This window comes from Micromonospora sediminimaris (assembly GCF_016863575.1).
Taxonomy (GTDB): domain Bacteria; phylum Actinomycetota; class Actinomycetes; order Mycobacteriales; family Micromonosporaceae; genus Micromonospora; species Micromonospora sediminimaris.
Genome location: NZ_BOPD01000030.1, coordinates 45,918 through 72,462 on the forward strand (window position 1 = coordinate 45,918; position 26,545 = coordinate 72,462).

Below are 26,545 nucleotides of genomic sequence, written 5' to 3' on the forward strand. Positions count from 1 at the left end.
CCCCAGCCAGCAGCATCGGGGATGTTGCCGGCTCGGCCGCCGGCTCTGGCAGCGCGACGTGGCGGTGGTGCTGGCTTGCGTCCGCGCCGCAGGTGTCGTGGGGGCGACAGGGGTCTGGTCAGGCGGTGAAGCTCGGGGATGGGGTGGGGCGGGCTGCGCGGGCGACCGCGTCGGCGAGCGCGGGGAGCTCCTCCTCGTTCAGGTCGCTGACGGTGATGCGTAGCCCCGGCGGGCCGGCGATCCGGTAGAGCGCGCCCGGCGCGACCGCCCAGCCGGCGTCACGCAGGGCGGTCAGCGCGCTGGTCTCGTCGTCCACCGGTACCCAGACGTTGATGCCGGTGCGGCCGTGGGCGGGCAGGCCACGATCGGCGAGGGCGGCGATCAGGGCGTGGCGCCGTCGTTCGTAGCTCTCTGCGGCCCGGTCGACCAGGGCGGTCACCTCTGGATCCTTCCAGAGCGAGAGCACGAGCCGTTGCAGCACGGTGGAGACCCAGCCGGTGCCGACCCGGGATCGGCCGGCCACCCGCGCCACGGTGGTCTCGTCTCCGGCCAGCACTGCCAGGCGCAGGTCCGGGCCGAAGGGCTTGCTGACCGAGCGGAGGAAGGCCCAGTGGGTGGTCGCTCCGGCGAGCGGGTGCAGCGGTACGCGGGCCAGCTCGGCGGCGTGATCGTCCTCGATCAACAGCAGGTCGGCCCGACCGGCGAGCAGGGTGCGCAGGGCGCTGGCCCGGTCGGCGGAGACCGCCGCGCCGGTGGGGTTCTGGGCCCGGCTGGTCACGATGAGCGCTCGCGCTCCGGCGGCGAGGGCGGCGGCGACTCCGGCGACGATCGGCCCGTCGTCGTCGATGGGCATTCCGATCGGCCGTAGCCCGAGCGCGGCGAGCAGGTCGAGCAGGCCGGTCCAGCCGGGATCCTCCACGGCCACCGCGTCGCCGTGGCGCAGGTGCGCGCCGAGGAGGCGTTCGATGCCGTCCAACGCGCCGCCGGTGAGGGTCAGCCCGGGGGCCGGCACCCCGTCGGCGGTCAGCCGCGCCCCGGCCACCTCGGTCATCTCGGGCAGTACGCCGAGGTCGGGATAGCCCACCGGGTCGCCGACGGTGTCGGCGAGGGCGGCCAGGTGCCGACGCAGCGGCGGTAGCAGTCGCTGGTCGGGTTCGCCTCGGGACAGGTCGCGCAGCCCGGGGGCGGGCGGTGGGCGCAGCGCGGCTCGGCGGGCGGCGACCGGTGGTCGGGGGCGCACCCGGGTGCCGTGCCGGCCGGCGGTGACGACGAGGCCACGGCGACGCAGTTCGGCGTAGGCACGGGAGACGGTGGCCGGGCTGACGGCCAGGTCGGCGGCGAGCGTGCGCACCGGTGGCAGCGGGTCGCCGGGGGCGAGGGCGGCGTCGCGGATGCCGGACTCGATGCTGGCTGAAATGTCGGCGGCCGTCGCACCGGTCACCTGATAGCGTACTGACACAAACACAGTATTGTACTAGAACAAAGATGGAAGCATGTACTCGCCAACCACCCGCACCACCGCCAGTCGTTCCCGGGACCGGATGAGCTACGACCGCACCGCCACCCACGCCGTACTCGACGAGGCGTACCACTGCGTGCTCGGGTTCACTGTGGACGGTGAGCCCCGCGTGCTGCCCACCCTGCACGTACGCATCGGCGACACGCTCTACCTGCACGGCTCCACCGGCAGCCGGCCACTGCTCGCCGCCCGCGCCGACGGCCTGCCGGTCTGCGTCGCGGTCACCCTTCTCGACGGGCTGGTCTACGGTCGCTCCCAGTTCCACCACAGCGCCAACTACCGGTCGGTGGTCGCGCACGGCACCGCTCACCTGGTCACCGACCCGGATGAGAAGGCCGACGTGCTGACCGCCCTGGTGGAGAAGGTCGGCACCGGCCGCGCGGCGCACAGTCGCCCCCCGAGCCGGCGGGAGCTGGCCGAGACCGCAGTGCTGGCGCTGCCGCTGGCGGAGGTGTCGCTACGCAGCCGCACCGGCGGGGTACGCGACGACCCGGCCGATCTCGACCTGGCGCACTGGGCCGGGGTGGTACCGCTGCGGCTGACCCCCGGCCTGCCGGAGCCCGACGTCGGGGTCACCGCACCACTGCCTGCGTACCTGCGGCCGGACCGCTCGCCCTGGCACGAGCCGGCGGTGCTACGCGGCGCCCACGTGCTGCTGGAGCCGCTCGATGAGGCCCACACCGACGAGTTGTACGCCGCCACCGCCGATGCCGACGTCTGGCGGCACCTCAGCCGGCCGCTACCGACCGGGCCGGAGCAGCTGCGCGAGGTGATCGTCGCGGCCCTGGCCGAGCAGCACCGGCAGGAACGGGTCGCCTGGGCGCAGCGCTGCGCGGTCACCGGCGCGGTGGTCGGCACCACCTCGTACTACGAGATCGACCCGGAGCGCCGGTCGGTTGCGATCGGGCACACCATGCTCGGCCGGCCGTGGTGGCGCACCGGGCTCAACACCGAGGCGAAGCTGCTGCTGCTCACCCGCGCCTTCGACGAGCTGGGTGCGGTACGGGTGGTCTGGCACACCGACATCCGCAACGAGCGTTCGCAGCGCGCCATCGAGCGGCTCGGCGCGACCCGGGAGGGGGTGCTGCGGATGCACCGGTTGCGGCCCGACGGCTCGTGGCGGGACACCGTGCAGTATTCGATGACCGTTGACGAGTGGGCAAAAGCACAGGTCAGCCTGCGGGAAAGGCTTCGTGCCCGGCCCACGTCCACCCGATGATGTCGGACGTGCTGGGAATCACCGACATCTGGACGTACGTGCTGGGCACCGTGGCCATCGTGCTGCTGCCCGGCCCCAACTCGCTGTTCGTCCTCTCCACCGCCGCGCGGCGCGGCGTCGGCGTCGGCTACCGGGCGGCGAGCGGCGTCTGGGTCGGTGACGCGATCCTCATGTTCCTCTCCGCCGCCGGAGTGGCCTCGCTGCTCAAGGCGTACCCGCCGGTCTTCCTCGTGATCAAGTACGCGGGCGCCGCGTACCTGGGCTATGTGGGGTTGACCATGCTGCGCGGGGCGTGGCGGCGCTGGCGGGACCGCAACGACCCGGACACTCCGCGGTTGATCGACGCCGCGGCGCCGGCGGCGACGCGCAGCCCGTTCCGCAAGGCGCTGGTGATCAGCCTGCTCAACCCGAAGGCGATCCTGTTCTTCGTCTCGTTCTTCATCCAGTTCGTTGACCCGACGTATCCCTGGCCCGCGCTGTCGTTCCTGCTGCTCGGTCTGATCGCCCAGGTGACCAGCGCGCTCTACCTGACCGCGCTGATCTTCGCGGGCACGTTCCTGGCTGCCCAGTTCAGCCGGCGCCGCCGGCTGGCGGCCGGCGCGACAAGCGCCGTGGGTGCTCTCTTCCTCGGCTTCGGCCTCAAGCTCGCCCAGGGCTGACGAGACGCACGGGGGGCGCTCCCGGCAGCTGGGCCGTTGCGGTGCCGCCGTGGACGGCATCAGGTGCCGCCGCGAACGGCGTCAGGCGGCGGGCACAGCGTCAGGTGCCGCCGCCTCCGCCACCACCGCCCTCGCCGCCACCGACACCGGCGCCGCCCGCGTCGCCACCGGACGGCGGTCCGGGTGGCAGCGGCCGGTCCGGTGGGCGGCTGACGTGGGCCGACTCGGTAATGGTGGCCGACCAGTCGGCGTGCGCCGCAGCCGCGGCATGCCGGTTGATGGCCTCGCGCAGCCAGCCGTCCACGGTGCTGACCCAGTCCCGCTGGTCCGCGCCGACGTGCCAGATCCGGAACCGACTGATGCTGGTGTGGGTGATCCCGGCCAACGCCAGCCGCCGATCAAACCAGAGGATCACCTCCAGCCCGGCGGAGTTGGCCACGAAGATCACCTCCAGTTCGGTGATCGGCCCGGCGTAGAGCGGGCCGACCCAGAAGCCCCACCGTTGGTGCAGCGGCAGGGCCTGCTCCACGCCGGGCAGCCGGCCGTCGAGCAGGCCGGACTGGCGGACGCTGAAGCCGAGCGTGTCCAGGGCGGCCAGGATGTGCTGCTGGGTCGGCAGCGGGTGAACGAAGACCGGCACCATCGCGCCCTGGTCCAAAGTGGCCTCGATCGCCACCTCGGTACGCAGTCCCATCCGCAGGCTGAGCAACGGCACCCCGCCGTACGTGGTCACCGGTGTCTCCCACGGGATCGGGAACTCGAACGGGATCGACCGGGCCCGCCCGGCCCGCAGCACCAGGGCACCGGCCACCTGAGCGTGGTGGAACTGCACCAGCCGGCGGGGAGCTTCCGGGTCGTCCGGCTCGACCGTGCTGACCAGGCCGAGCCGGACGTGCAGGACCGGTACGTCGACGGAACCGGCGATGAGGTTCACCCGCCCCGGCAGGCGCAGGCCGGGGCGGGTGCTCGGGTTGGCCAGCGCGGTCTGCACCGTCAGGCCGGTTCCGCCCGATTCCGGTGACACCCCCGTCAGCCGCACCCGTGGCTCCTATCTGAGCCGGCGTACCGCGCGCGGGATCGGATCGGTCTCGTCGTCGAACTCCCCGATGACCTCCTCCAGCAGATCCTCAAGAGCGACGAAGCCGACCGGCCGGGTGGGACCACCACCGTTGCGGACCAGGGCGAGTTGCGACTGGCGGGCCCGCATCACGGCCACCGCCTCGGTCACCGTGGCGGTGTCGGGGAGCGTGATGGCGTCGTTCATCAGGTCGGCGGCGGTGGCGTCGGGTCGGCCGGCGGTGGCCCGCACCGCCTCCCGTACGTGCACCAGACCGCAGACGTCACCGGCGGCGTCCAGCACCGCCAGCCGTGACCGGCCGCTGTCCCGACTGACCTGCTCGATGCGGCCCGCCGGATCGTCCCGCCGCACGGTCACCATCCGGTCGAACGGCTCCATCACCTGGGCCACCGTCGTGCCCTGCAACTCCAGCATGCTGGTGAGCAGTTCGTGCTGGGCGGCGCCGAGCAGCCCGTGTTCCCGGGACTGTTCCAGCAGCATCCGCAGCTCGTCGGGGCCGTGCACCTGGGCCAACTGGTCCTGCGGGTTGACCTTCACCAGCCGCAGCATGGCATTGGCCACCGCGTTGAGCACCGACAGCACCGGACGGGCCACCCGGGCGAAGGCCCGGAACGGCAGGGCCAGGAGCAACGCGGACCGTTCCGGGTGGGTGATCGCCCAGGACTTCGGTGCCATCTCACCGACGACCAGGTGCAGGAAGGTGACCAGGCTCAGCGCAAAGATCAGCGCGATCACGTGGCTGGCGCCGTACGGCAGACCGACGGCGTGCAGCAGCGGGCTGAGCAGCCGCTCGATCGCCGGCTCGGCCAGGGCACCGAGGCCCAGCGTGCACAGGGTGATGCCGAGCTGTGCGCCGGCCAGCATCAGGGACAGCTCGCGTACGCCGTCGAGGGCGGCCCGGGCGGCCCGGCCACCGCTTGCCGCCGCCTGTTCCAGGCGGTACCGCTTGCTCGCCACCAGGGCGAACTCGGCGGCGACGAAGAAGCCGTTGAGCGCCAGCAGGACCACCGAGGTGATCAGCGCGAACCCGGTGCTCATGCCGTCACCTCCGCGTGCCCGTCGATCACCTGGAGACGGACCGAGTCGGCCACGTGCCGGTCCACCTCCAGCACCTCGACCAGGGCGCGTGGCGGAACCTGCCCGTTGTCGCCGTCGGCCGGCAGGCTGATCTCCAGCCGGTCACCGACCTCGGGCACCCGGCCCAGCTCCCGCATGACCAGCCCGGAGAGCGTGTCGTACTCGGGCCCTTCGGGCAGGGCGATGCCGGTGCTGTCGGCGACCTCGTCGATACGCCAGCGGGCGGGTACCACCCACGAGCCGTCATCCTGCCGCGCCGGGGCCCGCTCCGGCGGGTCGTCCTCGTCGCGGATCGGGCCGACCAGTTCCTCGGCGATGTCCTCCAACGTGATGACGCCCGCGAAGCCGCCGTACTCGTCGACCACGCAGGCGAGCTGGCGGTGCCCGGAGCGGAGCCGGTCCAGCACGGTGGGCAGCGGCAGCGTCTCGGGCACCAGCAGCGGCGGTACGGCCACCGCGCTGACCGGGGTGGTGGCGCGCTCGGCCGCGGGCACCTGGAGCACGTCGGCGATGCCGATCACGCCGACCAGGTCGTCGACGCCCTCCGTGCCGCGCACCGGGAAGCGGGAGCGGCCGGTGTCGAGCAGCTCGACCACCCGGCTGACCGGCTCGTGCGCGCGCACGGTGTGCACGTCCACCCGGGGCACCATGGCCTCGCCGGCCGTCAACTGCCGGAAGTCGAGCCCCCGGTCCAGCAGCTCCGACATGTCGGCGTCGAGGTGCCCCTCCAGCCGGGACTCGGCGATGATCTGTTCCAGGTCCTCCGGGGTGGCGCCGCTGGGCAGCTCTTCGATGGGCTCGATGCCGACCCGCCGCAGCAGCCGCACCGCGGACTTGTCGAAGAGCTTGATCAGCGGGCCGGCGATGGCCATATAGGCCAGGGTGGAACGGGCGAGCGCCCGGGCGACCGGTTCGGGGCGGGCGATGGCCAGGTTCTTCGGGGCCAGCTCGCCCACGACCATCTGCACCACGGTGGCGATGACCAGCGCCAGCGCGACCGACAACGGCAGGCTGACGCCGGTGGAGACGCCGGCCACGCCGAGCAGCTCGGCCAGGCCGGCACCGAGGTAGGGCTCGGCGACGTAACCGACCAGCAGGGCGGTCACGGTGATGCCGAGCTGCGCGCCGGAGAGCATGAACGAAAGCCGTCCGGCGACCTCCAGTGCCCGGGCGGACGCCTGGTCGCCCTCGGCGGCGAGTTGTTTCAGCTTGCCGCGGTCGACCGCGACGTAGCCGAACTCCTGCGCGACGAAATAGCCCGTCGCGACGGTCAAGACAACGATCAGGAGAAGACCGACGAGGATCAACACGGGAGGTTCAGGGCTCCCGGGGTCGTCGGTGTGTGGGGATGCCGGGGCCTACCCGGCTGGCTACTGCTGCCCTCCTGGGCAGAGGAGTCGATCATGTGCTCATTCTACCGGCGTCGCGGCCCGGGCCGGGTGGGTGTGCCTACTGTTTCTGCCGGCCAGGGCGGGCGGCCCGGGACGAGGTCCGTGGCCGGGCCCACCGGTGGGGCGCTGGTTCACCGGTCGGCCAGCTCGTCCACGTCGAGCAGGTTCCGGTCGACCCGCCCGGCCCGGTACGCGGCCCGCCCGATCATCTGCGCGGCGACCGGAGCGGTGGCCAGTTGAAAGACGCCGACCAGAACGATCATGCCGAGGTCGGCTGGACTGCGCAGCCGGAGACCCACCCCCAGCAGCAGGAGCAGCACGCCGAGCACCTGCGGCTTGGTGGCCGCGTGCATGCGACTCAGCGTGTCCGGGAAACGCAGCACTCCGATGGCGGCGGCCAGGCTCAGCAGCGCACCGGCGGTCAGGCTGACGACAGCCAGCCAGTCCGCGACGGCACCGGGCGTCATGGCCGGTCCCGGACGGCGAAACGGACGAGCGACACCGATCCGACGAAGCCGAGCAGGGCGAGCACCACCAGCACCGGCAGGGTGGTGGCGTGCCGGTTGACCGCCGCCTCCGCGCCGACGGCACCGACCATTGTGGCGAGCAGCATGTCGGCGGCGACGACCCGGTCCAGCAGGGTCGGGCCCCGATAGAGACGGACGAGGGCCAGCAGGGCGGTCACCGACAGCAGGCCGGTGAGGACGACGGTGAGGAAGACGGTCACGGGAACTCCTTGTCCACGGGTCCGGTGCGTACCTGGCGCAGCTCGGCGTTCGAGCCGATGACCTCGACGATCCGCCGTTCCAAGGCGTGGACCTGCGCACGGCTGGTGGCGAGGGCGGCGGGGCCGCGTACGTCGAGCACGTGCACGTAGAGGATTCCGGCGTCCCGGTCCACCTCCACGATCAACGTGCCGGGCACCAGGGAGAGCACCTCGGCGGTGAGAGCCAGATTGAGGTCGGTGGGCAGCCGCAGCCGCACGCCGATGATGGCCGAACGGGGCGTGTAACCGGGTTGCACCGCGATCCGGGCGACGTGGGCGCTGGCCCGGACCAGCTCGACGACGAACCGGCTGCCGAACACCAGCAGACCCCGCAGCCGGAGCCGGCCGTGGAAGGTCACCGGGGGCAGTGGGAAGAACAACAGCACCACGCCGGCGGTCAGCAGCCCGCCCAGCAGGTTCCCCCAGGTGAACTCCCCCCAGAACAGGTTCCAGGCCAGCACCAGCCAGCCGTAGGCGATCAGCTGGTCACGCCACCGGCCTGTCCGGGTCCGCCGGGCCGGCGGCTCGGTGCCGGGCGCGGTCATGACGCCCCGCCGGGCAGGACGGCGCGCACGTACGGGGTGCGCTCGATCAGATCCTCCGCCGCCCGCCCGGTGAACTCGAACAGCGGTCCCGCCACGAAGGTCAGCGCCACCCCGAGTGCCACCAGGGCGACCGTGGCGCCGACCATCAGCGCCGGCAACGGTGCGGTCGGCGCGACCGTCTCGCAGGGTGAGCGCCAGAAGGCGATGTTCCATACCCGGCTCGCCACGTAGAGGGTGAGCAGGCTGGTCACGGTGCCCACGGCCACCAGCGTCCAGGGCAGCGGCCCACCGGCGGCGACACCGGCCTGGAGCAGGCCGAGCTTGCCCAGGAAACCGGAGAACGGTGGAATGCCGGCCAGGTTCATCGCCGAGACGAAGAAGAGCACGCCGACCATGGGTGCCAGCCGGGACAGCCCGCCGAGGCGGCGCAGGTCGGTGCTGCCGGCCCGTTGCTCGACCAGCCCGGAGATCAGGAACAGGGTGGTCTGGATGGTGATGTGGTGGACCACGTAGAAGATGGCACCGACCAGCCCGGCGACGGTGCTCAGGCCCACTCCGAAGATCATGTAGCCGATGTGACTGACAAGCGTGAACGACAGCAGCCGCTTGATGTCCGACTGGGCCACCGCGCCGAGGATGCCGACCAGCATGGTCAGCCCGGCCGCCACCATCAGCAGTTCCCCGGCCTGCTGCCCCGGGAAGAGCAGGGTCTGGGTCCGGATGATCGCGTACACGCCCACCTTGGTCAGCAGGCCGGCGAAGACCGCGGTGACCGGGGCCGGCGCCGTCGGATAGCTGTCCGGCAGCCAGGCCGACAGCGGGAAGACCGCCGCCTTGATGCCGAAGGCCACCAACAGCATCAGTTGCAGGCTCAGGCGTACGCCGTCCGGTAGCGCGTCGAGCCGCGCGGTGAGCTGGGCCAGGTTGAGGGTGCCGGTGGCCGCGTAGACCAGGCCCACCGAGATCAGGAAGATCATCGACGCCAGGACGTTGACCACGACGTATGTGGAACCGGTGCGGATGCGCAGCGCGGTGCCGTTGAGGGTGATCAGGACGAAGCTGGCGGCGAGCAGCATCTCGAAGCCGACGAAGAGATTGAACAGGTCACCGGCGAGGAACGCGTTGCACACGCCGGCGGTCAGCACCAGATAGGTGGGGTGGAAGATCGCCACCGGGGATCTCTCCCCAGTTTCCGCCTGGCCCTGCCCGATCGAGTACAGCAGCACGCAGAGGGTCACCGCCGAGGAGACCACCAGCATCAGCGCAGCCAACTGGTCGGCGACCAGCACGATGCCCACGGGTGCCGGCCAGCCGCCGATCTGCACCACCAGCGGCCCCTGCCGGTACGCCTGCACCAGCAGCACCACCGCCACCGTCAGGCTGATGCTCAGGCAACCCACGCTGACCGTCCGCTGGGTCTGCGGTCGGCCCGCCAGCAGCAGGGTCAGCGCGGCGCCCAGCAGCGGTAGCACCACCGGCAGCGGCACCAGCGTGCTCATCGCCGCCACCGGCCGGGTGCGGTCGGCGCGTACCGGCTCATCCCGGGCCCTCCTCGCGGGGTGGCGCCGGGGCGTCGACCTGCTGAGGGTCGGCCGTCGGCGGTTCGCCGGCGAGGTCCGCGACGGACATCTCCCGTTGGGCGGCCCGGCGGACGATCTCCCGGTCCTCGACGTCGTCGGGTACCTCGTCGTCGCCGCTGAGGTACCAGCTGCGGTAGCTGATCGCCAACAGGAAGGCGGTGAAGCCGAAGGTGATCACGATGGCGGTGAGCACCATGGCCTGGGGCAGAGCGTCGCTCATCGCCGCCTCGTCACTGGCACCGACCACCGGCGCCGCCCCGGATCGGCCGCCGAAGACGATCAACAGGTTCACGCCGTTGCCGATCAGGATGACGCCGAGCAGCACCCGGCTCAGGCTGCGTTCCAGCAGCAGGGTCACCCCGCAGCCGACTAGTACCCCGATCGTGACGAAGGAGACCAGGTTCGCTCCGGCCCTCACCGCGCCTCCCCTCGCCGGCCGGCCAGCCCGCCATCGGCCTCGCCGGCCGCCTCGATGTGCCGGTCCACCTCGGCGCCGAGGCTGCGCAGCACGTCCAGCGCCAGACCGATCACCACCAGGTACACACCGACGTCGAAGAACAGGGAGGTGACCAGGTAGAAGTGGCCGATCAACGGCAGCCAGAGGTCGACGGTGGTGCTCTCCAGCACGGTGCCGCCGACGATCATGGAGACCACGCCGCTGCCGACCGAGAGCAACAGGCCGGCGCCGAGGACCGTGCCGGCACCGATCGGCGCCGCCTCGACCAACTCGTACCGGCCACCGGCGAGGTACCGCATCGTCAGCGCGAGGCTGGCCACCAGCCCTCCGGCGAAGCCGCCACCGGGCGCGTTGTGCCCGGAAAAGAGCAGGTAGAGCGAGAAGAGCACGGCGGTGTGCGAGATCAGTCGGGTGACCACCTCCAACACGATCGACCGTTGCCGCTCGTGCAGCGTGGCCCCGCCGCGCAGCCAGACCGCCCGGCCTGCAGATGCCTCGTCCTCAGCGACCTCCCGCCGACGAGGACGTGGCCCGGTGCGCGACTGGTGGAAGATGAGACTTGCCACTCCGGTCGCCGCGGCAACCAGCACCGCCATCTCCCCCAGGGTGTCCCAGGCGCGGATGTCCACCAGGGTCACGTTGACCACGTTGCGGCCGTGCCCCTGCTCCACCGCCAGGTGCGGAAATTCCTCCGAGATGGAACGAGCCTGCCGGGCCGCCGCGGCTCCGACGGCGAGCGCGGCCACGGTCGTACCGACGATCACCCCGATCGTCCGCCGGATCCAGCGACTGCGCCGCAGCGGCCGCATCGAGAACCGCTCCGGCAGTCGGCGCAGCACCAGCACGAAGATCGCGATGGTCATGGTCTCCACGAGGAACTGGGTCAGCGCCAGGTCGGGCGCGCCGTAGAGCACGAACAACATGGCGGTGCCGTAACCGGTCATGCCGACCAGGAGCATCGCGGTCAGCCGTCGGGTGGCACCCACGGCGAGCAGGGCGGCGACGCAGACCACCAGCAGCACCACCGGTTGCGCGGGAGTGGCCCACAGATCCAGTGGCTGCTCCCAGGGTTGGATGAGGATCACCGCCCCGCCCGGCACCGCGGCCAGGACGATCAGGATCAGACCGAGGTACTGCGGCAGCGACCCCCGCTGGGTGACGCTCGTGACGCCCACCGCGGCCTGATCGAAGCGATTGGTGATCAACTCGTACCCCCGTTGGCCGGCGACCGGCCAACGCAGCCGGGCCAGCGCCGGCGCCAGTGGGCCACGCAGCGCGAACAGCGCCGCGCCACCCGCCACGGCGAGCGCGGACAGACCGAGTGCGGGGGTGAGCCCGTGCCACAGGGCCAGGTGTTTCCCGACGGCGCCGAAGAGTTCCGGGTACGGACGGAGCAGGTGATCCAGCGCTCCCGCGGCCGGGCCGGCGACGAGCCCGACGACGGCCAGCAGGGCCGGTGGGGCCAGCAGCGTCGGCGCGATCCGTCCCAGGTCGGTGGCGGCGGCGCCGGGTCGGTCGGCGAACGCGCCCCAGATGAACCTGATGCTGTACGCGACGGTGAGCACGGTGCCGACCACGAGTACCGCCAGGACCAGCGGCCGGTCGGCGAAGGCGGCGAACACGGCCTCCTTGGCGACGAAGCCGAGCAGGGGTGGCAGTCCGGCCATCGAGGCGGCGGCGAGCACGGCCACCCCGGTGAGCACCGGCGCGGTACGGCGCAGTCCCGACAACTCGCGCAGATCCCGGGTCCCGGCCCCGTGGTCGATCACGCCGACCACGAGGAACAGCGCCGCCTTGAACAGCGCGTGAGCGAGCAGCATGGCGACTCCGGCGAGCGCGGCGTCCGCCGTGCCCACCCCGACGACCACCGTCAGCAGCCCGAGCTGGCTGACCGTGCCGTGTGCCAGCAGCAGCTTCAGGTCGGTCTGCCGTAACGCCGCCCAACCACCGACCAGCATGGTGGCCAGGCCGGCGATCAGCACCACCGGACGCCACGGGCCGACCACGGCGAGCGCCGGGGTCAGCAGGCCGAGCAGGTAGACGCCGGCCTTCACCATCGCCGCCGCGTGCAGGTACGCGCTGACCGGCGTCGGCGCGGCCATCGCCACCGGCAGCCACGAGGTGAACGGCAGCACCGCCGACTTCGACAGCGCACCGACCAGGATCAGCAGCACCGCGACGACCAGGTACGCCCCGCCGGGCAGCGGCTGCTGGGCCAGCTCCGACCAGCGGTAGGTGCCGGCGTGGTGACCGAGCATGAGGAACCCGACAAGCATGGCGAGTCCGCCGAGCGTGGTCACGGTCAGCGCCTGGGCGGCCGCCCAGCGGCTCGACCGCCGCTCCGTGCTGTGGCCGATCAGCAGGTACGAGAAGACGGTGGTGAGCTCCCAGCAGACGTAGAGCAGCAGCAGGTCGTCGGCGAGCACCAGCCCGAGCATCGCCCCGGCGAAGGCGACCATCACGCCGGCGAACCGCGAGTTGCCGAGCGCGTCGGGTGGGAAGTAGCGGGCGCAGTACGCGAGCACCAGCGCGCCGACGCCGCCGACCAGCAGGGTCATCAGCCAGGACAGGGTGGTCATCCGCAGCGCCAGGTCCAGGCCCAGTTCCGGAATCCAGGGGTACGTCTCGACCACCGCACCGCCGTGGGCCACGTCGGGTGTGCGTACCAGTGCCCAGCCGAAGGCGGTCGCCGGCACCAGGGCCAGCAGGTAACAGGCGCGCGGACCCCACCGGCGGACCAGCAGTGGCGCCACGACGGCCGCCACGAGGTGCAGGATCAGCAGTACGAGCACGCGCGCTCCCGGTCGAGGTGGCCGAGACGCCCCACGGGGGTTGGGGGTCTAGCAGCGATCAGACGACAGTCCAGCGCGCGATGCGTGGTTTTCCCGAAGTAAACACACTTTCGCCGGCAAAGCGGCTAAAAGCTGGTAACGACCGAATCAGTTGTGCGCGGCGACGTCCGTCGCGGCGCTGTCACCGCGACCCGGGCGGCCCTCGACGACCAGGTCCGGCCGGCCCAGTTGGGACGCGGCCCGGTTGACCAGCCGCTGCGCGGCGGCCAGGGACCGTACGGACAGCAACCGGCCTCGGCTCTCGCGGCGCAGGACGAAGTAGTGCACGGCGGCCCGCACCTGGGCTCGGTCGGCGGCGCTGGCCTGCGCGGTGGAGACGACCAGCTCGCGTAGGCAGCTGGCGAGCCGCTCGGCCAGTTCGAGTTCCGGGCCGTGCAGCCCGGCGCGCAGGGCGGTGACGTGGCTGTCCACCTTGCGGATCAGGATGTCGGTGCCGGGCCTTGAACTCCGCTCCTCGACGGCCATCCGACCCCCTCCGCCGCTCACCACACCGCGAGTGAAGTTACTTTATGTTGCCCCGCAAGAGCAAGCAGTTAAGTGAGACTTAACGGATTCTTGGCGCAAGTCACCTTAAACGCCTTAACAGGTGACTCGCCGCCCGGCTCGCGACGGACGAATGTCGGTGCCCGGAGGCAGGATTGGTTCGTGGCGGATTCCAGCACGACCCCGGGCGAGCAGGTGCTCTCCCGGTTCGGCCCGGCGACCCGGGAATGGTTCGGTGCGGCGTTCGCCGCGCCCACGGCGGCGCAGGCCGGTGCCTGGAACGCGGTCGCCGCCGGCCGGCACGCCCTGGTCGTGGCGCCCACCGGCTCCGGCAAGACCCTCGCCGCGTTCCTGTGGTCACTCGACCGGCTTTCCCGCGAGACGACCCCCGCCGACCCTCGACAGCGCTGCCGGGTGCTCTACGTCAGTCCGCTCAAGGCGCTCGCGGTCGACGTCGAGCGCAACCTGCGCGCCCCGCTCACCGGCATCCGGCAGGCCGCCACCCGGCTCGCCCTGCCCCCGCCGGAGATCACCGTCGGGATGCGTACCGGTGACACCCCCGCCGACGAGCGGCGGGCCTTCGCCCGTACCCCGCCGGACATCCTGATCACCACGCCGGAGTCGCTGTTCCTGCTGCTCACCTCCGCCGCACGGGACTCGCTGCGCGGCGTGGAGACCGTGATCGTCGACGAGGTGCACGCGGTCGCCGGCACCAAACGCGGCGCCCACCTGACCCTCTCCCTGGAGCGGCTCGACGAGCTGCTACCCGCCCCGGCACAGCGCATCGGGCTCTCCGCCACCGTCCGACCGCTGGACGAATGTGCCCGCTTCCTCGGCGGCGCCCGCCCGGTCGAGGTGGTGGCCCCGGCGACCGCCAAGACGATCGAGGTCAGCGTCCAGGTGCCGGTGGAGGACATGACCCGCCTCGACGAGCAGCCGAGCCCGGAGGACGAGCTCGCCGGTCCCCGCACGGCGTCCATCTGGCCGGCCGTCGAGGAACGGGTCTTCGCCCTGATCAGGGCGCACCGTTCGACGATCGTCTTCACCAACTCCCGACGCAGCGCCGAACGCCTCTGCGCCCGGCTCAACGAGCTGGCCGCCGACGAGACAGCCGCGGCGACGCCACCCGCGACCGGCCCGGCGGCCCGGACACCCGCCGAGATGATGGCCCAGGCCGGCGCGGTCTCCGGGGCCCCGCCGGTGATCGCCCGGGCGCACCACGGCAGCGTCTCCCGGGAGGAACGCCGGCAGATCGAGGAGGCGCTCAAAGCGGGCCGGCTGCCGGCGGTGGTGGCCACCTCCAGCCTCGAACTCGGCATCGACATGGGCGCGGTCGACCTCGTCGTGCAGATCGAGGCACCGCCCAGCGTGGCCGCCGGCCTGCAACGGGTCGGCCGGGCCGGGCACCAGGTCGGCGCGGTGTCGCGGGGGGTGGTCCTGCCCAAGCACCGAGGCGACCTGCTCTCCTGCGCCGTGGTCGCCGAGCGGATGGGCGAGGCCGCCATCGAGGAGCTGCACCACCCCCGCAACCCCCTGGACGTGCTCGCCCAGCAGGTCGTCGCGATGGTCGCCCTGGACGAGTGGCGGGTCGGCGACCTGGCGACCGTCGTCCGTCGGGCCGCGCCCTTCGCCGAGCTGCCCGACTCCGCGCTGCACGCCGTCCTGGACATGCTCTCCGGCCGCTACCCGTCGACCGCCTTCGCTGAGCTTCGCCCCCGGCTGGTGTGGGATCGCGCGACCGACGTGCTGACCGGCCGTCCCGGCGCGCAACGGCTGGCGGTGACAAGTGGCGGCACCATTCCCGACCGGGGCCTGTTCGGCGTTTTCCTGGCCGGGGCGGAACGGGCCGCCCGGGTCGGCGAGCTGGACGAGGAGATGGTCTACGAGTCCCGCGTCGGCGACGTCTTCCTGCTCGGTTCCTCGTCCTGGCGGATCGAGGAGATCACGCCGGACCGGGTGCTGGTCTCCCCCGCCCCCGGGCAGGCGGCGAAGATGCCGTTCTGGAAGGGCGACCAGCCGAGCCGGCCGGTGGAACTGGGCCGGGCGATCGGCGCCCGGGTACGCGCCCTGCTCCGGCAGGACACCGAACAGGCCACCGCCACGCTGCGGGCCACCGGGTTGGACGACTGGGCCGCCGGAAACCTGCTGACCTACCTGCACGAGCAACGGGCGGCGACCCGGGCCCTGCCGGACGACCGGACGGTCGTCGTCGAGCGCTTCCGCGACGAGCTGGGTGACTGGCGGCTGGCTGTGCACAGCGTCCTGGGCGCCCGGGTCAACGCACCCTGGGCGTTGGCCATCGGCCGCCGGCTGGCCGAGCGCTACGGCGTCGACGCGCAGGTGATGCCCGCCGACGACGGGATCGTGGTCCGGCTGCCGGACACCGCCGACACTCCGCCCGGCGCCGACGTGGTGGCCTTCGATCCGGAGGAGATCGCCCAGTTGGTGGAGGAGTCGGTCGGCACCTCGGCGCTGTTCGCCGCCCGGTTCCGGGAGTGCGCCGCCCGGTCGCTGCTGCTGCCGCGTCGGGATCCGCGTCGCCGCCAGCCGCTCTGGCAGCAACGACAACGCGCCGCCCAACTGCTCGACGTGGCCCGCGAGTACGCCGACTTCCCGGTCACCCTGGAGGCGGCGCGGGAGTGCCTCCAGGACGTCTTCGATCTGCCCGCCCTGACCGAGGTCATGCGCGACCTGGCCGGCCGCCGGGTGCGCCTGGTCGAGGTGGAGAGCGCCCGGCCGTCGCCGTTCGCCCGCTCGCTGCTCTTCGGCTACGTCGGCGCCTTCCTCTACGAGGGCGACGCGCCGCTGGCGGAACGCCGGGCCGCCGCCCTCACCCTGGACTCGGCCCTGCTCGGTGAGCTGCTCGGCCGGGTCGACCTGCGCGAGCTGCTCGACCCGGCGGTGCTCGCCGAGACCGAACGACAACTGCGCTGGCTCACCACTCAACGCCGTACCCGCGACGCCGAGGACGTGATCGAGCTGCTGCGGCAGCTCGGCGACCTGAGCACCGGTGAGCTGGCCGAGCGCGGGGCACCCGGGGCGTGGCTGACCGAGCTGGCCGCCGCTCGGCGGGTGCTGCGGGTGCGCATCGCCGGGCAGGAACGCTGGGTCGGCGTCGAGGATGCCGGCCGGCTCCGGGACGCTCTCGGCGTCGCCCTACCGGTCGGTGTCGCCGAGGCGTACCTCGAACCGGTCGCCGACCCGCTCGGCGACCTGGTGGCCCGGTACGCCCGCACCCACACCCCGTTCACCGCCGCCGGCTGCGCGGCCCGCTTCGGGCTCGGGGTCTTCGTGGTCGAGCAGACCCTGCGCCGGTTGGCCGCCACCGGCCGGGTGGTCTCCGGCGAGTTCACCCCGGACACGGCCGGCACCCAGTGGTGCGACGCCGAGGTGCTGCGCCTGCTGCGCCGCCGTTCCCTCGCCGCGCTACGCCGCGAGATCGAGCCGGTACCGCCGCAGGCCCTGGCCACTTTCCTGCCCCGCTGGCAGCAGGTGGGCTCCTCGGCTCGGGGGGTAGAGGCGGTGGCCGCGACGATCGAGCAGTTGCAAGGTGCCTCGGTGCCCGCGTCGGCGCTGGAACGGCTGGTGCTGCCCGCCCGGGTCGCCGACTACTCCCCTGCCCAGCTCGACGAGCTGTGCGCCAGTGGCGAGGTGCTGTGGGCCGGCGCAGGGGCGATCTCCGGTGGGGACGGCTGGGTCAGCCTGGCGTACGCCGACTCGGCTCCGCTGCTGCTTCCGCCGCCGGATGACACCCTCGCCCGTACGCCCCTGCACGATGCGGTGCTGGACGCCCTCGACGACGGGCAGGCGCTGTTCTTCCGACCCCTGGCCGATCGGGTCGGCGCCACCGACGACGCCGAGCTGACCGCGGTCATCTGGGACCTGGTCTGGGCCGGTCACCTCACCAACGACACCCTGGCACCGTTGCGGGCGGTGCTGGGCGCCGGTGGCGCGCACCGCGCCCGCCCGACCGCCGCCCGTGGGCGTTACCGCCGCCCGGGACGGGTGGCACTGCCCAGTCGCGGTGGGCCGCCCACGGTGGCCGGGCGCTGGTCGCGGTTGCCGGAGCGGGACACCGACCCGACCCGCCGCGCCGCCGCGCTCGCCGACGTCCTGCTGGAACGGCACGGGGTGCTGACCCGGGGGGCGGTCGTGGCAGAGCAGGTGGTGGGGGGTTTCGCCGCCGTCTACCCGGTGCTGTCCGCCCTTGAGGAGCGCGGCGCGGCCCGCCGCGGCTACTTCGTCGACGGGCTGGGCGCGGCGCAGTTCGCGGTGCCCGGCGCGGTGGACCGGATCCGCGCCGGTGCCGATCCGCTCGACGGTGGCCGGCGGGGCGGGGCCACTGTGGTGCTGGCGGCCACCGATCCCGCGAACCCGTACGGTGCGGCGCTGCCCTGGCCGGAGCGCGCCGTCGACTCCGGTGACGCGGCCTCACCGCCGGCCACCGGGCACCGGGCGGGTCGCAAGGCCGGGGCGTTGGTCGTGCTGGTCGAGGGCGAGTTGGCGCTCTACGTGGAGCGGGGCGGGCGGACGCTGCTCTCCTTCACCGACGACGTCGACGCGCTGGGCGCGGCCGGCAAGGCCCTGGCCGACGCCGTCCACTCCGGCGCGCTGGGCCAGATCTCGGTGGAACGCGCCGACGGCGAGTCCGTACGCTCGTCGCCGCTGCGCGACGCCCTGACCGCCGCCGGCTTCCGCACCACCCCGCGCGGCCTCCGGCTGCGTACGTAGAGCGACTTCAGCGGAGTTTGTCGAGGACCTTCTCGTAGCGGGGGCGGTCGGCGGGCGGAGTCGGCGCCTCAAGGTAGTTGAGCACCACGGTGCCGTTGCGGTAGGCGGCGCCGCTCCACCGCTCGGCCAGGTCACCGGCGCTGCTCTCGTCCGGGAAGACGTAGACGGCCACGTTGTCGGTCACGACCAGCTCCGAGCAGCCCAACCCCAACCCGTCCGGTCCACAGTCGACGGAGCGGTCCCGGACGTTTGCCGCCTTGAGCCCGGCGGCCCGGAACGCGGCCACGACCTCCCGGCCGGTCGGTTCGCCGGCCTGGCGCGGTGGTAGCTCCACCGGCGGCGGGCTCGGCGGCCGTCGCTCGGTGCTGCCGTCGGGCTTCGGCCCGGGGGTCGCCGGTCGGGTCGACGGCGGCGGCACGGCACTGCCCGGGGCGGTCGGGTTCGCCGCGCCGGTCGGCGGAGTTGCGGCGTCCGGGCCGGCCGGTGGGGTCAGATCCGCCGTTGGGTTGCCGACTGTCGGCGCGGCGGCGGGCGGGTCCTGATCGGCACCGCATCCGGCGAGGGCGATGGTGGCCATGAGCAGAACGACGGTTGGCAGCATCCGGTGACTCACCCCCGCAGTCTGTCCAACCGGGACCGCCGCCGGCAGTGGCCGGTCGGTCAGCCGCGCTGTCGGCAATCCGGCATCAGGAACGCCGGAGCCGCGGCTCCCGCAACGGCGCCATCGGCACCTGTGGCGGCGGATACCGGCGTACGATCCGGTGCCGTGACCAGCAGTGCCGCCCGCGAGTCCCGGCCACCGGCCGAGGCCCTCTCGCTGACCACCGACTACGGCCTCGCCGACGGCTTCGTGGCGGTCTGCCACGGGGTGATCGCCCGGGTCGCGCCAGCGCTGCGGGTCATCGACGTGACCCACCTGGTGCCGCCGGGTGACATCCGGCGGGGCGCGGCGGTGCTGGCTCAGACCGTGCCGCATCTGCCGCCCGGGGTGCACGTGGCGGTGGTCGACCCCGGGGTCGGTACGAACCGCCGGGGTGTCGCGCTGGGCACCCCCGGTGGCCTGCTGGTGGGACCCGACAACGGCCTGCTGCTGAACGCCGCCGAGGCGCTCGGCGGGGTGACCGAGGCGGTGGAGCTGACCAATCCGCGCTGGCTGGCGCCCCGGGTGTCGGCCACCTTCCACGGGCGGGACGTCTTCGCCCCGGTCGCGGCCCGCCTGGCTCTCGGCGCCCCGCTGGCCGAGGCCGGCCCGCCGGTCGAGCCGGCGACGCTGGTGCGGCTCCCCGAACCGCTGGTGCACCGACTGCCGGACGGGTTCGTGGCCGAGGTGGTGACGGTGGACCATTTCGGCAACGTCCAGTTGGCCGCCCCGGCCGAGCTGCTGGACCCGCTGCCGGCGCGGGTGCGGGTAGGTCCGGCGACCGGCGAGCCGGCGTACGACCCGGCCGCCGAGGACGGCCCGACGGGTGTCGGCAGGTGGGACCGGGACGTGGTGCACGGACGTACGTTCGGCGACGCCCCGGTTGGTGCCCTGGTGGTGCACGCCGACTCCGCCGGCCGGGTCGCGCTCTCCGTCAACGGTGGACACGCCGCCGAACTGCTCGCGGTGGCCCCGGGTACGCTGCTGCGGGTCCGGGGTTACAGCGTCGTGGGGGACGCTTCCGGACAACACGGATGAAGCGTCTACTGTGGAAAGCTGTCAAGGTGGATGATCGCTGGGTTCCCGCCGCTTGTCCCTGCTGCGCGTACCGGACCGGCGGCGGCACCTGCCCGGTCTGTTTCTGGACAGATGACGGTCAGGGCGACGCCGACGCGGACGCCGTACGCGGCGGGGCGAACGGGGACTTGAGCCTCTCGCACGCCCGCCTCAACTTCGCCGTCTACGGTGCCTGCCACCCCCGGTACCAGGAACTGGTGCGCACGCCGAGACCGGAGGAGCTGCCCTGAGCCAGCCGGCACGGGCAGCCCAGCGCACCCGCTGACGCGGCGAGCCGGGCCGGCCTGGGAGGACGCCGACCCGGCTCTGGGTGCCGGCCTCAGCAGAGCGGCACCGACCCACCCCAGACCGTCGAGATGTACGCGTGGCTGACGAACTGACCGCTGGCCAGGCGGTTCCACCGGTTTGTCGTCCGGTACGGACCGGCGATCGTCTGCCCGATGACGTAGCACTGGATCGGTACGTTGGCGTACTGGGCGGCCAGGCCCCGGGACTGGTAGCTGGTGCTGGGGCCGGACCGCACGGTCAGTGGCCCGTCGCCGACCACCCCTCGGGGACCGGTGCCGGTCCACAGGTACGCCACGTCGACCCAGGCGTTAGTGGACAGCTGCAACCCGTCCCAGAACGTCCCGTCGGCGAGGTCGATCCCGGCCGGGTTGAGCACCACCCGACCGAACTGGTCCCGCCCGCCGTTGTAGCCGTTCTGGTAGGCGGCCTGCGCCTGCGGTCTACCCTGCGGCAGCGCCTTCCAGTTCTCCCGCACGGCACTGAGGTTCCAGTAGTCGTCGCGGGTGTTCCACGGCCCGACGTCCCAGACCGGGGCGTACTCGCAGCGACTGCCGGTGATGGTGCAGACCCGCACGGTGTAGTCGCCGGTGTTGCGCGGAGACAACCCCCGGCGGGAGGGCAACGCGACGAAGTGGTCCCGGGCGCGAACCGTGTGCCCGTTGGCGGTCAATTCGCCGACCAGTCCGATTCGGGTCGCGTACACCCGGTAGGTCAGGCCGGGGGTGGCGGCGGTGACCGCGGCGACTGTGTCGGCGGTCAGCCGGACGGCGCGGACCTCGGTGCTGGCACCGGAGGGGCTGCCGGTGAGCACCACCCGAGCCTGCACCCGCCGGACCGGCCGGTCGAAGACCGCAGCCGGCGCGGCGTCGCGCCACTCGGTCCAGCCGGCCGTCCGCCAACCGCGGACCTGGACGATCGCGGTGGCACCGGGCCGGCTGGCGGCGGTGACCTGGGCGCGGATCCGGGTGGCCGGGCGGTTGAGGGTACGCGGTGTGGCCACCAGCATGCCCTCGGCTACCGCGCTGCGCCGGGCCGGCACCCCGGGTGGCCGGGCGTCGGCCAGTCGCAGGCCAGCACGGGTGTGTCGCACGTTGACGTCGTCGGCATCGACGACCGACAGGTCGGCGGCCCACCGGTCGGCGCGACCGGCCGAGGAGGCGGAGTGGGGATGGAGGGTGACGGCGAGGACGGTGGCCAGGACGACGGCCAGGACGGAACTGCGGGGACGATTCATCGGCATTCTCCTCAGAACTCCCCGATAGTGCCTATATCCGTAGATCGAACAGAAGCGCCATACAAATAGCGATACATGTGAATTGCGTTCGGGTGAGGGAGAATGGTGCCGTGCCCGAAGGTGACACCGTCTGGAACACCGCCCGCGTCCTGGAACGCGCGCTTGTCGGTGCCCGGCTGACCGGCAGCGATTTCCGGGTGCCCTCGCTCGCCACCACCGACCTCACCGGCTGGTCGGTACGCGACAGCGCGAGCCGGGGCAAACACCTGCTGCTCCGGCTGGACGCCCCCGCCGACGCCGGTGAGTCGCGCTGGACGCTGCACTCGCACCTGCGGATGGACGGCACCTGGCGGGCGTACGCCCCCGGGGAGCGGTGGACCGCCCGACCGGCGCACCTGATCCGGGTGGTGCTACGCACCCCGGTCGCGACCGCCGTCGGTTACCACCTGCACGAGGTGGCGCTGGTGCCCACCGCCGACGAGGAGCGCCTCGTCGGTCACCTGGGCCCCGACCTGCTCGGCGGCGACTGGGATCCGGCCGAGGCCGCCCGTCGGCTCGCCGCCCACCCGAACACCCCGGTCGGCGTGGCCCTGCTCGACCAGCGCATCCTGGCCGGCGTCGGCAACCTCTACAAGTGCGAGGTGCTGTTCCTCCGCGGCGTGCACCCCCGCACCCCCGTGCGGGAGGTGCCCGACCTCACCGGCCTGGTGACGCTGGCGCAGAAGTTGCTGGCCGCGAACCGGGGCCGCTGGACGCAGAGCACCACCGGTGCGCTGGGGCGTGGCCGGACCAGCTACGTGTACGGGCGACGGGCGCAGCCGTGCCGGCGCTGCGGCACCGCCATTCGCAAGGAGGAACTGGGCGACCGGGTCACCTACTGGTGCCCCACCTGCCAGCCCGGCGACCCGGCCTGAGCCCGCATCTTCCACCCGGCGGACAGGGCGCCGCCGTGCATCTTCCACGCGACGGTCTGGGCAGGTCGGAGCCGGTGGATGGCCGGCCACGCGACAGGCGCGGAGTGGCGGCGGCGACACGCCGGCAGCTCGGCAGATTGGCACGAAAGGGGACTTCCTAACCGACCATCGCACGTCGCATGCTGCGGTTGAGGGCTCACGGAATGTCAGCACGCGTGTCCGCGCCGCCACGTCGGGGTGGTGGCCGCCGCGCCCAGGATCACCGGGAGAGCCATGGCCGTGTTCCGCAGACTCCGGTCGACCTGGCTGGACCGCGCCGCCCGCAGCGACCAGCCGGGCGAACCGGGCACCGTCCCCAGCACCCGAACCGCCCCGGACACGGAGAACGGCACACACACCCGCCCTGACACCGACAAAACCGGTTCCGGCGGCCCCTCCCCGGGCGCACCGACGCGGGCACCGGCGACGCCCGAGCGGACCCATCCGGAACCGGCGCCGTCCAGGCCGCCACGCCCGGGGCCAGCGAGTCTGGATCCGGCGGCGGTGCCCCGCTGCTTCGGTCCGGTGCCCAACCACGCCTACAGTCCGCTGCCCGTCCACGACGAGGACGGGCAGGTGGTGGCCGGCACCGGGTTGCGTAAGTTCATCGACCCGCTGCCCGGCCTGGGCGAGCTGGGGCGTACTCCGCTCGGCGCTCACCTGCCGGTCGCCGTGCCCGACACGATCACCTATCCCGGTTGCGACTACTACGAGATCGGGTTGCAGGAGTACACCCAGCGGCTGCACCGGGACCTGCCGGCGACCCGGCTGCGCGGCTACCGCCAGCTCAACCTGGGCACCAACCCGGACGGGCACAACACGGTCACCCCGCCCCGACGACCCTGGCATCTCGGTCCGGTCGTGCTCGCCCGACGCGGCCGGCCGGTACGCGTCAAGTTCATCAACCAGCTGCCGACCGGCGACCTCTTCCTGCCGGTCGACCCGACGGTGCCCGGTGCCGGCCCGGGGCCCCTCGACGGGCCGGCACCCTACCCGCAGAACCGGGCGGTGCTGCATCTCTGCGGGGCGCTCACCGGCTGGATCAGCGCCGGCAGCCCGTGGCAGTGGATCACCCCGGCGGGCGAGATCACCCCCTACCCCACAGGTGCCGGTCTGGCCCACGTGCCGGACATGACCCACCCCGGGCAGGGTGCCACCACCCTCTACTACCCGAACGACCAGAGCGGACGGCTGCTCTGGTTCCACGACAACACCGTCGGGCTGTCCCGGCTGACCGTCTACTCCGGGCAGTTGGCGCTCTACCTGCTCACCGACGACGCGCAGGAGCGGTTGATCGACGACGGGACGCTGCCCGCCGAGCAGTTGCCGCTGGTCTTCGAGGACAAGACGTTCGTGCCGGACGACGCCCAGCTCGCCGCGCAGGACCCGACCTGGGACCGGGACCGCTGGGGCGCCCGGGGCTCCCTCTGGCACCCGCACGTCTACCAGTCCCGCCAGAACCCGTACCGTCGCGACGGCATCAACCCGACCGGCCGGTGGGATTACGGGCCCTGGTCGCGTACCGCCGCCGCGGATCCCGACGCCTCCGCCACCGCTGTGCCCAACCCGCACCACGACCCGGTGACCGAGCCGGACGAGCCGCCGGAAGCGCCCGCTGTGCCGCACCCCAGCGCCGTGCCCGCCGCGTACGGCGACACGGTCCTGGTCAACGGTGCCGCGTACCCCTATCTGGAGGTGCAGCCGAAGGTCCAGCGGTGGCGCATCCTCAACGCCTGCACCGACCGCTGGCTCAACCTTCAGCTGTACCGCGCCGCCTCGGACGTGCCGATGTGGACGCCGGAGGGCACCTTGGCCGACCCCGATGCCGGTGAGGTGCCGATGGTCGACGCGGTACGGGCCCCCGGCCGGCCGACGGACTGGCCCACCGACGGGCGGCCCGGCGGCGTGCCGGACCCGACAGCGGCCGGCCCGCAGATGATCCGGATCGGCAACGATTGCGGCCTGCTGCCAGCACCCGTGGTGGTGCCGAACCGCCCGATCGGCTTCCGCTACGACCGACGCGACCCGACCGTGCTCAACGTCGACGGCCACGCGTTGCTGCTCGCCCCCGGCGAGCGGGCCGATGTGCTGGTGGATCTCGCCACCGTCGACCCCGGCACCACCCTGATCCTCTACAACGACTGCCCCGCCCCGCTGCCCTGCTTCGACCCCCGCTACGACCACCACACCGGTGGCCCCGACCGCACCGCCGAGGGCGGCGCGCCGCCGACCGTACCCGGGTACGGGCCGAACACCCGCACCCTGATGCAGCTACGGGTGACCGGCATCCCGGCATCGCCGTACGACCTCGACCGGCTGCGGGACCGCCTGTCCGCCGCGTACGCGGCCAGCCAGCGTCCTCCGGTCGTGCCGCAACCGGCCTACGATCCCTGCTTCGGCACCAGCAGCGCCCCGACCCGGATCCCGGTGCACGCCACCACCGTCGAGTTCACCCCGCCCGGCGGCGTACCGGTCAGCCTGCCGCTGAACCTCAAGTCCGTCCGGCAGGTCTTCGAGCCCGGGTACGGGCGGCTCACCGGCCGGCTCGGGGTGGCACACCCCCACGGCGGACCGCGCGGCGAGGCCACCCTGCCGCTCGGTCCCACCGAACCGGCGACCGAGGTGGTGCACGCCAGCGACCCGGCCCTGTCGGTCGGCACACCGGGCGACGGCAGCCAACTGTGGCGGGTACGCGGCTCCGGGCGGCAGAGCCACCCGGTGCGGTTCGACGGCCTGGACGTTCAGGTGGTCGGTCGGGTCGGCCGGGACGGCGCAATCCGGCCGCCGCACCCCGGCGAACTCGGCTGGAAGCAGGTGGTACGCGTCGATCCCGGCGAGGACGTGCTGCTCGCGCTCCGCCCCGAAGCACCGGCCCTACCATTCAAGATCGGCGACAGCGTACGGCTGCTCGACCCGACCCGGCCGGCCGGTACCCGGCTCGACTCCACTCCGATCAGCCCCGTCGACGGGCAACCCGCCGCGGTCGTCAACCAGCTCGTCAACCTGGGCTGGGAATACCGCTGGGGCAGCGCGGCGGGCGGTCACCGGGACCAGGGCATGAGCCGGCCACTGGTGGTCCGGGTCTCGCCCCGGGCACCGACCGGGCTCACCGCGGCACCCGCCCCCGGCTCGGCGACCGCGCTGCCGGCGATCACCCTCGCCTGGACCGGCAACGGCAGTCGGCCACCGGCCACCAGCCACCTGCTGCAACGGGCCACCGACGCGACCTTCACGAACGGGTTGACCACCATCACCGTCGCGGCGACCGCGACCCGCTACACCGACGCCACCGTCACCCCCGGCGTCACCTACCACTACCGCATCCGCGCCGAGAACGCGGCGAGCTGCTCCACCTGGTCGAACAGCGTTCCCGCATCGGTGCAGCTCACCGCGCCGGCCAAGCTGACCGCGACCATTCCACCCGCCGCACCGCTGCGGGTAGCGCTGCGCTGGGCCAACCACTCCTTCGCCACCGGCATCGACGTGCAACGCGCCACCAACCCGACCTTCACCAGCGGACCGGGCACCACCGCGATAAGCGTCGGCGACAACCACCTGGACCCGGCGGTTGCGCCCGACACGACCTACTACTACCGGGTACGCACCACCTACCTGGGCGCCGCCTCACCCTGGTCCACCGTGGCGACGGTGACCACCCCACCCGCACCCGGCACACCCACCTCGGTCAGCGCGGCCACCACCGCCCCCGGCCCGGACACCGCCACCGTGATCCTGGGCTGGTCCGCCAGCACGCCCGCCGGCCAGGGCGCCGGTTTCACCGTCGAACGGGCCCTGGACCCGGCGTTCACCCGGGAACTGGCCACCTTCACCGTCACCGGTCGCGGCTTCACCAACACCGGCCTGGCCCGCGGCGTCACCTACCACTACCGGGTGCGCTCGTTCAACGTCGTCGGCACCTCCCCGTACACCGGCCCCATCCCGATCACCACCCCACCGTGACCGGCGGCCTCGCCAGACCAGTCGGTTGTTGACCAA

Annotated in this window: 20 protein-coding genes; 7 read left to right on the forward strand and 13 right to left on the reverse strand. The window is 72.9% G+C overall.

Going from position 1 to position 26,545, the window contains the following annotated elements; genetic code table 11:
* Positions 1-118: 118 nt before the first annotated feature.
* Positions 119-1,459, reverse strand: a complete 1,341-nt coding sequence (locus Vse01_RS22695; protein ID WP_093410204.1) for an aminotransferase class I/II-fold pyridoxal phosphate-dependent enzyme — start codon at positions 1,457-1,459, stop codon at positions 119-121.
* A 34-nt stretch (positions 1,460-1,493) separates the two neighbouring features.
* On the opposite strand from Vse01_RS22695, the gene Vse01_RS22700 reads away from it, so the two are divergent.
* Positions 1,494-2,738 carry a bifunctional pyridoxamine 5'-phosphate oxidase family protein/GNAT family N-acetyltransferase gene (locus Vse01_RS22700; protein ID WP_093410201.1) on the forward strand — a complete coding sequence of 415 codons (1,245 nt, stop codon included), beginning with the start codon at positions 1,494-1,496 and terminating at the stop codon, positions 2,736-2,738.
* Positions 2,735-3,397 (forward strand): leucine efflux protein LeuE, encoded by a 663-nt coding sequence (gene leuE / locus Vse01_RS22705; protein ID WP_093410198.1) that lies wholly within the window; start codon positions 2,735-2,737, stop codon positions 3,395-3,397. Before Vse01_RS22700 ends, leuE begins: the two co-directional genes overlap by 4 nt.
* Before the next feature lie 100 nt (positions 3,398-3,497).
* Here leuE and Vse01_RS22710 read toward each other — a convergent pair whose 3' ends face one another.
* The 10 genes from Vse01_RS22710 to Vse01_RS22755 all read right to left on the reverse strand — a co-directional run bounded on the left by Vse01_RS22710 (position 3,498) and on the right by Vse01_RS22755 (position 13,608).
* Positions 3,498-4,436: a sporulation protein gene (locus Vse01_RS22710; RefSeq protein ID WP_093410196.1), complete on the reverse strand. Its 939-nt coding sequence runs from the start codon at positions 4,434-4,436 to the stop codon at positions 3,498-3,500.
* Positions 4,437-4,445: 9 nt separating this feature from the next.
* The gene (locus tag Vse01_RS22715; protein WP_093410193.1) at positions 4,446-5,513 is read right to left on the reverse strand and encodes a hemolysin family protein; all 1,068 of its coding nucleotides are present in this window, start codon (positions 5,511-5,513) and stop codon (positions 4,446-4,448) included.
* Positions 5,510-6,862 (reverse strand): hemolysin family protein, encoded by a 1,353-nt coding sequence (locus Vse01_RS22720; protein WP_093410191.1) that lies wholly within the window; start codon positions 6,860-6,862, stop codon positions 5,510-5,512. The genes Vse01_RS22715 and Vse01_RS22720 overlap by 4 nt, the downstream gene beginning before the upstream one ends.
* 212 nt (positions 6,863-7,074) lie before the next feature.
* On the reverse strand, positions 7,075-7,410 hold the full coding sequence (gene mnhG, locus Vse01_RS22725; RefSeq protein WP_093410188.1) for a monovalent cation/H(+) antiporter subunit G: 336 nt from the start codon (positions 7,408-7,410) through the stop codon (positions 7,075-7,077).
* Positions 7,407-7,670 (reverse strand): MrpF/PhaF family protein, encoded by a 264-nt coding sequence (locus tag Vse01_RS22730; RefSeq protein WP_093410186.1) that lies wholly within the window; start codon positions 7,668-7,670, stop codon positions 7,407-7,409. Before Vse01_RS22730 ends, mnhG begins: the two co-directional genes overlap by 4 nt.
* Positions 7,667-8,254 carry a Na+/H+ antiporter subunit E gene (locus tag Vse01_RS22735; RefSeq protein WP_093410183.1) on the reverse strand — a complete coding sequence of 196 codons (588 nt, stop codon included), beginning with the start codon at positions 8,252-8,254 and terminating at the stop codon, positions 7,667-7,669. Before Vse01_RS22735 ends, Vse01_RS22730 begins: the two co-directional genes overlap by 4 nt.
* The gene (locus Vse01_RS22740) at positions 8,251-9,753 is read right to left on the reverse strand and encodes a Na+/H+ antiporter subunit D (protein ID WP_093410181.1); all 1,503 of its coding nucleotides are present in this window, start codon (positions 9,751-9,753) and stop codon (positions 8,251-8,253) included. The genes Vse01_RS22735 and Vse01_RS22740 overlap by 4 nt, the downstream gene beginning before the upstream one ends.
* Before the next feature lie 37 nt (positions 9,754-9,790).
* On the reverse strand, positions 9,791-10,252 hold the full coding sequence (locus Vse01_RS22745) for a Na(+)/H(+) antiporter subunit C (protein ID WP_093410180.1): 462 nt from the start codon (positions 10,250-10,252) through the stop codon (positions 9,791-9,793).
* On the reverse strand, positions 10,249-13,083 hold the full coding sequence (locus tag Vse01_RS22750; protein ID WP_093410178.1) for a Na+/H+ antiporter subunit A: 2,835 nt from the start codon (positions 13,081-13,083) through the stop codon (positions 10,249-10,251). The genes Vse01_RS22745 and Vse01_RS22750 overlap by 4 nt, the downstream gene beginning before the upstream one ends.
* Positions 13,084-13,230: 147 nt before the next feature.
* Complete coding sequence (locus tag Vse01_RS22755) at positions 13,231-13,608, reverse strand: hypothetical protein (protein WP_093410175.1); 378 nt, start codon at positions 13,606-13,608, stop codon at positions 13,231-13,233.
* Positions 13,609-13,788: 180 nt separating this feature from the next.
* Here Vse01_RS22755 and Vse01_RS22760 point away from each other — a divergent pair, with 180 nt between their 5' ends.
* A complete protein-coding gene (locus Vse01_RS22760; protein WP_232511436.1) occupies positions 13,789-18,357 on the forward strand; it encodes an ATP-dependent helicase in 4,569 nt (1,522 codons plus the stop codon).
* A 7-nt stretch (positions 18,358-18,364) separates the two neighbouring features.
* Here Vse01_RS22760 and Vse01_RS22765 read toward each other — a convergent pair whose 3' ends face one another.
* Positions 18,365-18,970, reverse strand: a complete 606-nt coding sequence (locus tag Vse01_RS22765; RefSeq protein ID WP_139233241.1) for a hypothetical protein — start codon at positions 18,968-18,970, stop codon at positions 18,365-18,367.
* A gap of 153 nt (positions 18,971-19,123) precedes the next feature.
* Here Vse01_RS22765 and Vse01_RS22770 point away from each other — a divergent pair, with 153 nt between their 5' ends.
* Together Vse01_RS22770 and Vse01_RS22775 are read left to right on the forward strand one after the other, a co-directional pair.
* Positions 19,124-20,035, forward strand: coding sequence for an SAM hydrolase/SAM-dependent halogenase family protein (locus tag Vse01_RS22770; RefSeq protein WP_093410419.1), 912 nt, complete (start codon positions 19,124-19,126; stop codon positions 20,033-20,035).
* A gap of 26 nt (positions 20,036-20,061) precedes the next feature.
* Entirely contained in the window at positions 20,062-20,304 is a 243-nt protein-coding gene (locus Vse01_RS22775; RefSeq protein ID WP_093410170.1) for a CPCC family cysteine-rich protein, read from the forward strand.
* Positions 20,305-20,393: 89 nt separating this feature from the next.
* On the opposite strand, the gene Vse01_RS22780 is transcribed toward Vse01_RS22775, so the two are convergent.
* Positions 20,394-21,596, reverse strand: a complete 1,203-nt coding sequence (locus tag Vse01_RS22780) for a DUF8814 domain-containing protein (protein ID WP_093410417.1) — start codon at positions 21,594-21,596, stop codon at positions 20,394-20,396.
* A gap of 110 nt (positions 21,597-21,706) precedes the next feature.
* On the opposite strand from Vse01_RS22780, the gene Vse01_RS22785 reads away from it, so the two are divergent.
* Positions 21,707-22,510: a DNA-formamidopyrimidine glycosylase family protein gene (locus Vse01_RS22785; RefSeq protein WP_093410168.1), complete on the forward strand. Its 804-nt coding sequence runs from the start codon at positions 21,707-21,709 to the stop codon at positions 22,508-22,510.
* Between the two features lie 273 nt (positions 22,511-22,783).
* Positions 22,784-26,509 carry a hypothetical protein gene (locus Vse01_RS22790; RefSeq protein ID WP_093410165.1) on the forward strand — a complete coding sequence of 1,242 codons (3,726 nt, stop codon included), beginning with the start codon at positions 22,784-22,786 and terminating at the stop codon, positions 26,507-26,509.
* Positions 26,510-26,545: the final 36 nt, after the last annotated feature.

Coding starts and splice junctions, on each gene's coding strand:
- Vse01_RS22700 (WP_093410201.1), top strand. CDS start 1,494: ATGTACTCGCCAACCACCCGCACCACCGCCAGTCGTTCCCGGGACCGG.
- leuE (WP_093410198.1), top strand. CDS start 2,735: ATGATGTCGGACGTGCTGGGAATCACCGACATCTGGACGTACGTGCTG.
- Vse01_RS22715 (WP_093410193.1), bottom strand. CDS start 5,513: ATGAGCACCGGGTTCGCGCTGATCACCTCGGTGGTCCTGCTGGCGCTC.
- mnhG (WP_093410188.1), bottom strand. CDS start 7,410: ATGACGCCCGGTGCCGTCGCGGACTGGCTGGCTGTCGTCAGCCTGACC.
- Vse01_RS22735 (WP_093410183.1), bottom strand. CDS start 8,254: ATGACCGCGCCCGGCACCGAGCCGCCGGCCCGGCGGACCCGGACAGGC.
- Vse01_RS22740 (WP_093410181.1), bottom strand. CDS start 9,753: ATGAGCACGCTGGTGCCGCTGCCGGTGGTGCTACCGCTGCTGGGCGCC.
- Vse01_RS22755 (WP_093410175.1), bottom strand. CDS start 13,608: ATGGCCGTCGAGGAGCGGAGTTCAAGGCCCGGCACCGACATCCTGATC.
- Vse01_RS22780 (WP_093410417.1), bottom strand. CDS start 21,596: ATGAATCGTCCCCGCAGTTCCGTCCTGGCCGTCGTCCTGGCCACCGTC.
- Vse01_RS22790 (WP_093410165.1), top strand. CDS start 22,784: ATGGCCGTGTTCCGCAGACTCCGGTCGACCTGGCTGGACCGCGCCGCC.